Origin of the sequence: Variovorax sp. UMC13, from assembly GCF_014170375.1 — a bacterium.
Lineage (GTDB): Bacteria > Pseudomonadota > Gammaproteobacteria > Burkholderiales > Burkholderiaceae_C > Variovorax.
The window spans coordinates 24,017-33,363 of the sequence record NZ_LZZW01000039.1; the positions used below are offsets into that span (position 1 = coordinate 24,017).

Genomic DNA, 9,347 nt, shown 5'->3' on the forward strand with positions numbered 1-9,347 from the left:
ATAATGTGGATGGGTGTCCATATTGTAGATAGATGCGATTCGGGCCTGTGCCGGAGTAACCCTCAATCCGGTGCGGTCCAGCCGCCGCCCAGTCCCTGGATCAGCGTCACGGCCGCGTTCTGGCGGTTGACCTGCAACTGCAGCACCGTGCGGCGCGCACTCAGCGCCGAGGCCTGCGCCGTGACCACCTCGGTGTAGCTCACCTGCCCCGCGCGGTAGCGGTTGAGGATCTGCTGCTCGGTCAGGTCGGCTGCGGCCGAAGCCTCGCGGCGCAGCGCTTCCTGCTGGGCCAGGCTGGCGGTGGCGGTGAGCTGGTCCTCGACGCCCTGGAAGGCGGTGAGCACGGTCTGGCGGTAGCGCGCCACCGCGGCCTCGTGCGCGGCCTTGGCCGAATCGACGCGCGCGTCGATGGCGCCCGCATCGAAGATCACCTGCGCGGCCGACAGGCCCAGCGACCACAGCGTGTTCGAGGCGCCGAACAGGTCCGACACGCGGCTCGACGAACGGCCCAGCGAGGCGCTGAGGCTGAAGCTCGGGTAGTAGGCCGCGCGCTCGACGCCGATCTGCGCATTGGCCGCGGCCACGGCGCGCTCGGCCGAGGCGATGTCGGGCCGGCGCTGCAGCAGGGTCGAGGGCACGCCCAGCGGCACCGAAGGCACGGTCGGGGTCCAGGTGGCGGCCACCGGGATGCGGAAGTCGGCCGGCGCCACGCCCACCAGCACCGCGATCGCATGCTCCAGCGTGTCGCGCGTGCGCTGCAGCGCGACCCGTTCGGCGCGGGTGTTGACCAGCGTGGTCTGGGCCTGCAGCACGTCGCTCTGCGCCGCGATGCCGGCCTCGTAGCGGTTGCGCGCGATGGTCAGCGAGCGTTCGTAGCCTTCGAGCGTGGTCGCCAGCAGCGCCAGTTCGGCATCGGCCTCGCGCAGCGAGAAGTAGTTCGACGCCAGCGCACCCTGGGCCGACAGCCGCGCCGCCGCGAGATCGGCCGCGCTGGCCTGGGCCTGGGCCGCGGCGCTGTCCACCGCCAGGCCCAGCCGGCCCCAGACGTCGGGCGCCCAGTCGGCACCCAGCGTCGCGTTGGCGCTGCCGCTGGCGGTGCCGGTGTCGCGGTTGCCGTTGCGCGAGGCGCCGCCGGTCAGCGACACGCTGGGCAGCAGCCCGGCGCGCTGCTGGCGCACCAGCGCGCTCGCCTGCGCATAGCTGGCCACGGCCGCGGCGATGTTCTGGTTGGACACCTGGACCCGATCGGCCAGGGCGTTCAGGTCGGCGTCGCCGAACAGTTGCCACCACGGGCCGCGCTCCAGCGCATCGGCCGGAGCGGCGGGCAGCCAGCCTTCGGCCGCGGGTGCCTCCTTCCAGGCGCTCGGGGCGTCCAGCGCAGGGCGTTCGTAGCGTGGCCCGACCGCGCAGGCGCTGAGCGCGGCCGCGGCGGCCAGCACGGTCAGGGTGGACAGGAAGCGTCGGGAAGTCATGTCAGGTCGTTTTCTTCTTTTCAGGCCGCGCTGGTGGCCGCATCGGGCCGGGCCAGATGGCGTTCGTTGGGGGAACGGCGACGCAGCTTGTCCATCAGCACGTAGACCACGGGCGTGGTCAGCAGCGTCAACAGCTGGCTCGCGATCAGGCCGCCGACGATGGCCACGCCCAGCGGCTGGCGCAGCTCGGCGCCCTGGCCGAAGCCGATGGCCAGCGGCAGCGCGCCCAGCGCGGCGGCCAGCGTGGTCATGAGGATCGGGCGGAAGCGCAGCATGCAGGCCTCGCGCACCGCCTCGGTCGCGCTCAGGCCGCGCGCGCGCTCGGCATCGAGCGCGAAGTCGATGATCAGGATGGCGTTCTTCTTGACGATGCCGATCAGCAGGAACACGCCGATCAGCGCGATCAGCGAGAACTCCATGCGCAGCACCATCAGCGCCAGCACCGCGCCCACGCCGGCCGAGGGCAACGTGGTCAGCACGGTGATCGGATGGATCAGGCTCTCGTACAGCACGCCCAGCACGATGTAGATCACCACCAGCGCCGCCAGCACCAGGAACAGCTGCTGGCCCTGCGACTGCTGGAAGGTGGCGGCCGTGCCGCCGAAGCTGCCGCGCACGTTGATCGGCATCGCGATGTCGGCCGTGGCCTGGTCGATGATCGCCTGCGCCTGGCCCAGCGTGGCGCCGGCCTCGAGGTTGAAGGAGATGGTGCTCGACAGCTCGCCGCCGTCGTGCGAGATGGAGGTCGGGATCGCGCGTTCGGACAGTTTCGAGATCACGCTGAGCGGCACCATGGTGGTGGCGCTGGTGCTCAGCGGCGCGCCGGTGGAGGCACCGCGCTGGCCCGGGTTGGCCGAGGTCGTGGTCACGGCCACCCCGCTCGCCGTGACCGCCGAGGCAGGCACGTACAGGTCCTTGAGCGCCACCGGGCCCTGCATGAAGCGGGGCGCCCATTCCATGATCACCGCGTACTGGTTGAGCTCGTCGTAGATGGTCGCGACCGAGCGCTGGCCGAAGGCGTTGTAGAGCGCGCTGTCGATGCTGCTCGAGGTGATGCCCATGCGCGAGGCGGTCTCGCGGTCGACCGTGACATAGGTCTCGACGCCGTTGTCCGACTGGTCGCTGTCGATGTCGGTCAGCGCCGTCTCCTGCTTGAGCCGGTCGGCCAGCTTGCCCACCCACAGCCGCAGGTCGGCGATGTTGTCGGCCTTGAGCGTGTACTGGTAGGTCGAGTTGCTCGAGCGCCCTCCGCCGCGCAGGTCCTGCACCTGGCCGAGGAACACGCGCAGGCCGGTGAGCTTGTCGAGCTGCGGCCGCAGGCGCGCGATCACGGCCTGGCTGCTCACGGTGCGCTCGCCCGCCGGCTTGAGGTTGACGAACATGAAGCCGCCGCCCGCGCGGCTGCCGCCCGAGAAGCCGACCACGGTGTCGACCGCCGGGTCCTTGCGGATGATGTCGACCGCCTCGCGCAGCTTGTTGCCCAGCGCCTCCGACGAGATGCTCTGGTCGGCGCGCAGGCCGCCGTTGAGCTGGCCGTTGTCGGTCTGCGGGAAAAAGCCCTTGGGCACCTTTGCGAACAGGTAGACGTTGAGCCCGACCACCGCCAGCAGGATGAAGATCACCAGGCCCTTGCTCGCCAGCGCCCAGTCGAGCGAATGCTCGTAGCCGCGCAGCACCCTGTCGTAGCCACGCTCGGCCCAGCGCGCGGGCCACGACGGCCGGCGCGGCGGGCCCTCGAGCTTGGGCTCGGGGCGCAGCAGCAGCGCGCACATCATGGGCGTGGTGGTCAGCGAGATCACCAGCGAGATCAGCACCGCGGCCGACAGCGTGATCGCGAACTCGCGGAACAGCCGGCCCACCTGCCCGTCCATGAACAGCAGCGGGATGAACACCGCCACCAGCGACAGGCTGATCGACAGCACCGTGAAGCCGACCTCGCGCGCGCCGCGCAGCGCGGCCTCGACCCGGCCCATGCCGGCCTCGATGTGGCGCATGGTGTTCTCGAGCACCACGATGGCGTCGTCGACCACGAAGCCGGTGGCCACGGTCAGCGCCATCAGGCTCAGGTTGTTGAGGCTGAAACCCAGCAGGTACATTACACCGAAGGTGCCCAGCAGCGACACCACGGTGGCCACGGCCGGCACGATGGTGGCGCGCGCCTTGCGCAGGAACAGGCCGACCACCAGCACCACCAGCACGATCGAGACCACCAGCGTGAGCTCGATCTCCTTGAGCGAGGCGCGGATCGAGTTGGTGCTGTCCGACGCCACCTGCACGTCGATGTCCTGCGGCAGCTGCGCGCGCAGCTCGGGGATCAGCGCACGCACGCGGTCGACCGTCTCGATGATGTTGGCGCTGGGCTCGCGCGTGATCAGCACGATGATCGCGGGCTGGCCGTTGAACAGCCCCAGCGTGCGCCGGTTCTCGACGCCGTCGACCACGTTGGCCACGTCCGACAGCCGCACCGCCGCGCCGTTGCGCCAGGCCACGATCATCGAGCGGTACTCGCTGGCCTTGCGTGCCGGCGAGGGCGTGTAGATCTGCAGCCGCCGGCCCTCGCCCTCGATCGCGCCCTTGGGCCGGTTGGCGTTGGTGGCCTGGATCGCGGCGCGCACGTCCTCGGTGCTGATGCCGTAGCGGTTGAGCGCGAAGGGCAGCAGCTCGACCCGCACCGCCGGCAGCGAGCCGCCGCCGATCTCGACATCGCCCACGCCCTCGACCTGCGACAGGCGCTGGCTCACGATGTTGGACACCGCGTCGTAGATCTGGCCGGGCGTCTTGGTCTTGGAGGTCAGCGCCAGGATGATCACCGGCGACGACGCCGGGTTGGCCTTGCGGTAGGTCGGGTTGCTGCGCAGCGAGGCCGGCAGGTCGACGCGGGCGGCGTTGATCGCCGCCTGCACCTCGCGTGCCGCGCCGTCGATGTTGCGGTTGAGGTCGAACTGCAGCGTGACGCGGGCCGAGCCGGTCGAGCTGTTCGAGGTCATCTCGTTGACGCCCGCGATGGTGCCCAGCCGCCGCTCCAGCGGCGTGGCCACGCTGCTGGCCATGGTGTCGGGGCTCGCGCCGGCCATCGAGGCGCTGACCGAGATGATCGGGAAGTCGACCTTGGGCAGCGGCGACACCGGCAGCACGAAGAAGGCCGCGATGCCCGCCAGCGCGATGCCGATGGTCAGCAGGATGGTGGCGATCGGGCGTTCGACGAAGGGTTTGGAGAGATTCATGCCATCTCCCCTGTCTTGCTCCTTCCCCCTCTGGGGGAAGGCGGGGATGGGGGCAGCGACGCGCCCATGGCCTCAGGCCGCGGGCCCCCACCCCAGCCCTCCCCCGGCGGGGGAGGGAGCAGATGCGCGAAGCCGGTCATGCTGCGCTCACCGCTTCACGCCGCCCGCCGAAGCGCCGGCCCAGCCGGTCGAAAGCCAGGTAGATCACCGGCGTGGTGAACAGGGTCAGCACCTGGCTCACGATCAGCCCGCCGAAGATCGCCAGGCCCAGCGGCCGGCGCAGTTCGGCGCCCTCGCCGAAGCCCAGCATCAGCGGGACCGCGGCGAACAGCGCGGCCAGCGTGGTCATCAGGATCGGGCGGAAGCGCAGCAGCGCCGCCTGGTGGATCGCCTCGAGGGCGGTCTTGCCCTGCTGCCGCTCGGCCTCGATCGCGAAGTCGATCATCATGATCGCGTTCTTCTTGACGATGCCGATCAACAGGATGATGCCGATGATCCCGATCACGCCCAGGTCGTTGCCCGTGACCATCAGCGCCAGCAAGGCGCCCACGCCGGCCGAGGGCAAGGTCGAGAGGATGGTCAGCGGGTGGATGTAGCTCTCGTAGAGCACGCCCAGCACGATGTACACGCAGACCACCGCCGCCAGGATCAGCCACAGCTGGTTCGACAGCGACTTCTCGTAGGCGCCCGAGGCGCCCAGGAAGGTCATGGTCACGCCGGTCGGCAGGCCGATGTCCTTGGCGGCCTGGCGGATCGCGTCGACCGCGCGGCCCAGCGACACGCCGTCGGCGGTGTCGAAGCCGACCGTCGCGGCCGGGTACTGCGCCACGTGCGTGATCTGCAGCGGCGCGAGCTGCTCGCGGATGGTGGCGATGGAGGCCAGCGAGGTCGGCGCGCCCGAGCCGGTCGTGAGGTTCAGCGTGCCCAGCTGCTGCGGCGTCTCGATCGAATCGACCTTGGCCTCGAGGATCACGCGGTACTGGTTGGTCTCGGTGAAGATGGTCGAGACGATGCGCTGGCCGAAGGCGCTGTAGAGCACGTCGTCGACCGCGCTGGCCGTGACCGCCAGCCGCGAGGCGGTGGCACGGTCGATGTCGACGTAGGCCGACAGGCCCTGCGCGCCGGCGTCGCTGGTCACGTTGCGCACCTGCTTCACGTCCTGCAGCCGCGCGCGCAGCTTGTTGACCCATTCGGTGACGGTGGCCGAGTCCACGCCCTCGATCGAGAAGCGGTACTCGGTCGGGCCGGTCTCGGCATCGATGGTCAGGTCCTGCGTGGGCTGCAGGTAGAGCTTCACGCCGGCCACCTGCGCCACCCGCTCGCGCAGCCGGTTCATCGTGGCCTCCTGCGAACCGCGGTCGGCCTTAAGGTTGATCAGCATGCGGCCGGTGTTGAGCATGGTGTTGTTGGCCGCGTCCACGCCGGTGAAGGAGCTCAGGCTCTCCACCTCGGGGTCAGCCAGCACGGCGCGCGCGGCCGCCTGCTGCCGCTCGGCCATGCGGGCATAGGACACGTCCTGCGCGGCCTCGATGCGGCCCTGCAGTTGCCCGGTGTCCTGCGTCGGGAACAGGCCCTTGGGGATGAACACGTAGAGCAGCACCGTGAGCGCCAGCGTGGCCAGTGCCACGAGCAAGGTCAGGCCCTGGCGCCGGAACACCCATTGCAGCATCACGTCGTAGCGCGCGATCACGCGGTCGAAGAAGGCCTGCACCTTGCCGGCCAGGCCGCGCGTGGCGTTGTGCGGCTCGCTCTTCAACATGCGCGCCGACATCATCGGCACCAGCGTGAGCGAGACCACGGCCGAGATCAGGATGGTGATCGCCAGCGTGACCGCGAACTCGCGGAACAGCCGCCCCACCACGTCGCCCATGAACAGCAGCGGGATCAGCACCGCGATCAGCGAGACCGTGAGCGAGATGATGGTGAAGCCGATCTGCGTCGCGCCCTTGATGGCGGCGGCGAACGGCGCCTCGCCCTCCTCCAGGTAGCGCGCGATGTTCTCGATCATCACGATCGCATCGTCGACCACGAAGCCGGTCGCGATGGTCAGCGCCATCAGGCTCAGGTTGTTGAGGCTGTAGCCCATCAGGTACATCACGCCGCAGGTGCCGATGAGCGAGATCGGCACCGACAGGCTGGCGATCAGCGTGGCGCGCCAGCTGTGCAGGAAGAAGAAGATCACCAGCACCACCATCACCACCGCCAGCACCAGCTCGATCTCGACGTGCTTGACCGAGGCGCGGATGCCGGTGGTGCGGTCGCTCAGCACGCGCACGTCGAGCGTGGGCGGCAGGCCGGCCTGCAGCTCGGGCAGCTGGCGCTTGATCGCGTCGACCGTGGCGATCACGTTGGCGCCGGGCTGGCGCTGCACGTTCAGGATGATGCTGGGCGTGAGCTGCCCGTCGATGCCCGACCAGGCGCCGAGCCGCGTGTTCTCGGCGCTGTCGACCACACCCGCCACGTCGGACATGCGTACCGGCGCGCCATTGCGGAAGGCCACGATCAGGTCGAGGTAGTCCTTGGCCGTGACCAGCTGGTCGTTGGCGTTGATGCTGTACGAACGCTTGGGGCCGTCGAAGCTGCCCTTGGCGCTGTTGGAGTTGGCCGCCGAGATGGCGGTGCGCAGCGTGTCCAGGCCGATGCCGTAGGAGGCCAGCGCCTTGGTGTCGGCCTGGATGCGCACGGCCGGCCGCTGGCCGCCCGAGAGCGTGACCAGGCCCACGCCCGAGACCTGGCTGATCTTCTGCGCGAGCCGGGTGTTGACGATGTTCTGCACCTCGGTCAGCGGCATGGTGCCCGAGCTGATCGCGAGCGTGAGCACCGGCGCGTCGGCCGGGTTGACCTTGGCGTACACCGGCGGCGCGGGCAGGTCGGCCGGCAGCAGCGAGTTGCTGGCGTTGATGGCGGCCTGCACCTCCTGCTCGGCCACGTCCAGCGTCTCGGCCAGGCCGAACTGCAGCGTGATGATCGACACGCCCGAGGCGCTGGTCGAGCTCATGCGGCTCAGGCCCGACATCTGGCCGAACTGGCGCTCCAGCGGCGCGGTCACGGTGCGGCTCATGACCTCGGGGCTGGCGCCCGGGTAGAGCGTCTGCACCTGGATCGTGGGGTAGTCGACCTGCGGCAGTGCCGACAGCGGCAGGAAGCGGAAGCCGACGAAGCCCGCGAGCACGATGGCGAGCATGAGCAGCGCGGTCGCGACCGGCCGCTCGATGAAGGGGCGCGACGGACTCATGGCTGGCGCGTCCTCATTCCGGCCGGCGGCGCGGGCCGGAGGCACCGCCGCGCGGCCCCGAGGCGCCATGGCGCGCACCCGAGGCGCCGCCGCGCGCACGCGGCGCGGCCGGTGCGTCGGTCGGCAGTTGCACGGTGGTGCCGTCCTTCAGGCGGTCGCCGCCTTCGGTCACCACGCGCTCGCCGTCCTTGAGGCCCTCGGTGATGACCACCGACTCGACCGTCGATTCGCCGCGCTTCACATTGCGCATCGACACCGTGCGGTCCTCGTTGATCACGTAGACGTAGTTGCCGGTGCCCGCGGTGCGCAGCGCCGTGACCGGCACCACCACCGCGCCCTCGACCGTGCGCAGCAGCAGCTGCACGTTGACGAACTGGCTCGGGAACAGCGTGCTGCCGGCGTTGCCGAAACGGGCCTTGGCCTTGACCGTGCCGGTCTGCACGTCGACCACGTTGTCGAGCGTGGAGAAGACGCCGGTGTCCAGCGTGCTGGCCTTGGTGCGGTCGAGCGCCGTCACGCTGAGCTTCGCGCCCTGCGCCACGCGGCGCTCGATGTCGGGCACGCGGTCCTGCGGCACCGAGAACTGCACGTCGATGGGCGTCATCTGCGTGATCACGGCGATGCCGGTGGTGGCGCCGCCCGCCACGTAGTTGCCGGGGTCGACCGTGCGCAGGCCGACGCGGCCGCTGACCGGCGAGGTCACGCGGGTGTACTCGAGATTGAGCCGCGCCGCGCCCTCGGCCGCCTTGTCGCTGGTGACCGTGCCTTCGAGCTGCTTGACCAGCGCGGCCTGGGTGTCGACGTCCTGGCGGGCGATGGAGTCCTGGCCCAGCAGCGTGCGGAAGCGCGCGAGCGTGACGCGCGCCGCCTCGAGTTGCGCCTCGTCGCGCACGCGCGTGCCCTGGGCCTGCATCAGCGCCTGTTCATAGGGCCGCGGGTCGATGCGGGCCAGCACGTCGCCCTTCTTGACGGTCTGGCCTTCGGTGAACAGCACGTCGGTCATCACGCCCGAGACCTGCGGGCGCAGCGTGATGGTCGTGACCGGCGTGACCGTGCCGAGCGCATCCAGGTAGACCGGGATGTCGGCCCGCTTGGCCACCGCCATGCCCACGGTCACCAGCGGACCGGAACCACCGCCGCCGGCCCGCGGGCCACCGGGCCCACCCGGTCCGCGTGCGCCGCCGCCTGGCCGCCCCCCGGGCGCGGCATCGGCCGGCGGCCGGTTCGCCAGGTACCACGCGGTGCCGATCAGCGCCGCCATGGGCCCGGTGGCCCGCGGGCCGGCGGCGGTGGTTCCGGTCCGCTGGTGACCGTGGGCATGGCGGTGGCCAAGCGGGCCGACATCCCGGTCTACCTGGATGCGCTCGGCACGGTCACGCCGGTCACGACCATCACGCTGCGCCCGCAGGTCTCGGG

At 70.6% G+C, this 9,347-nt stretch carries 4 protein-coding genes; all 4 read right to left on the bottom strand.

Annotation, left to right across the window (positions count from 1 at the left end):
* Positions 1–62: 62 nt before the first annotated feature.
* Entirely contained in the window at positions 63–1,472 is a 1,410-nt protein-coding gene (locus A9977_RS32110) for an efflux transporter outer membrane subunit (protein WP_183028880.1), read from the bottom strand.
* Between the two features lie 20 nt (positions 1,473–1,492).
* Positions 1,493–4,696 carry an efflux RND transporter permease subunit gene (locus A9977_RS32115; protein ID WP_183028881.1) on the bottom strand — a complete coding sequence of 1,068 codons (3,204 nt, stop codon included), beginning with the start codon at positions 4,694–4,696 and terminating at the stop codon, positions 1,493–1,495.
* Positions 4,697–4,832: 136 nt separating this feature from the next.
* Positions 4,833–7,931 carry an efflux RND transporter permease subunit gene (locus tag A9977_RS32120; protein WP_183028882.1) on the bottom strand — a complete coding sequence of 1,033 codons (3,099 nt, stop codon included), beginning with the start codon at positions 7,929–7,931 and terminating at the stop codon, positions 4,833–4,835.
* Positions 7,932–7,944: 13 nt separating this feature from the next.
* The gene (locus tag A9977_RS32125; protein ID WP_183028883.1) at positions 7,945–9,192 is read right to left on the bottom strand and encodes an efflux RND transporter periplasmic adaptor subunit; all 1,248 of its coding nucleotides are present in this window, start codon (positions 9,190–9,192) and stop codon (positions 7,945–7,947) included.
* Positions 9,193–9,347: the final 155 nt, after the last annotated feature.

Coding starts and splice junctions, on each gene's coding strand:
- A9977_RS32110 (WP_183028880.1), bottom strand. CDS start 1,472: ATGACTTCCCGACGCTTCCTGTCCACCCTGACCGTGCTGGCCGCCGCG.
- A9977_RS32115 (WP_183028881.1), bottom strand. CDS start 4,696: ATGAATCTCTCCAAACCCTTCGTCGAACGCCCGATCGCCACCATCCTG.
- A9977_RS32120 (WP_183028882.1), bottom strand. CDS start 7,931: ATGAGTCCGTCGCGCCCCTTCATCGAGCGGCCGGTCGCGACCGCGCTG.
- A9977_RS32125 (WP_183028883.1), bottom strand. CDS start 9,192: ATGGCGGCGCTGATCGGCACCGCGTGGTACCTGGCGAACCGGCCGCCG.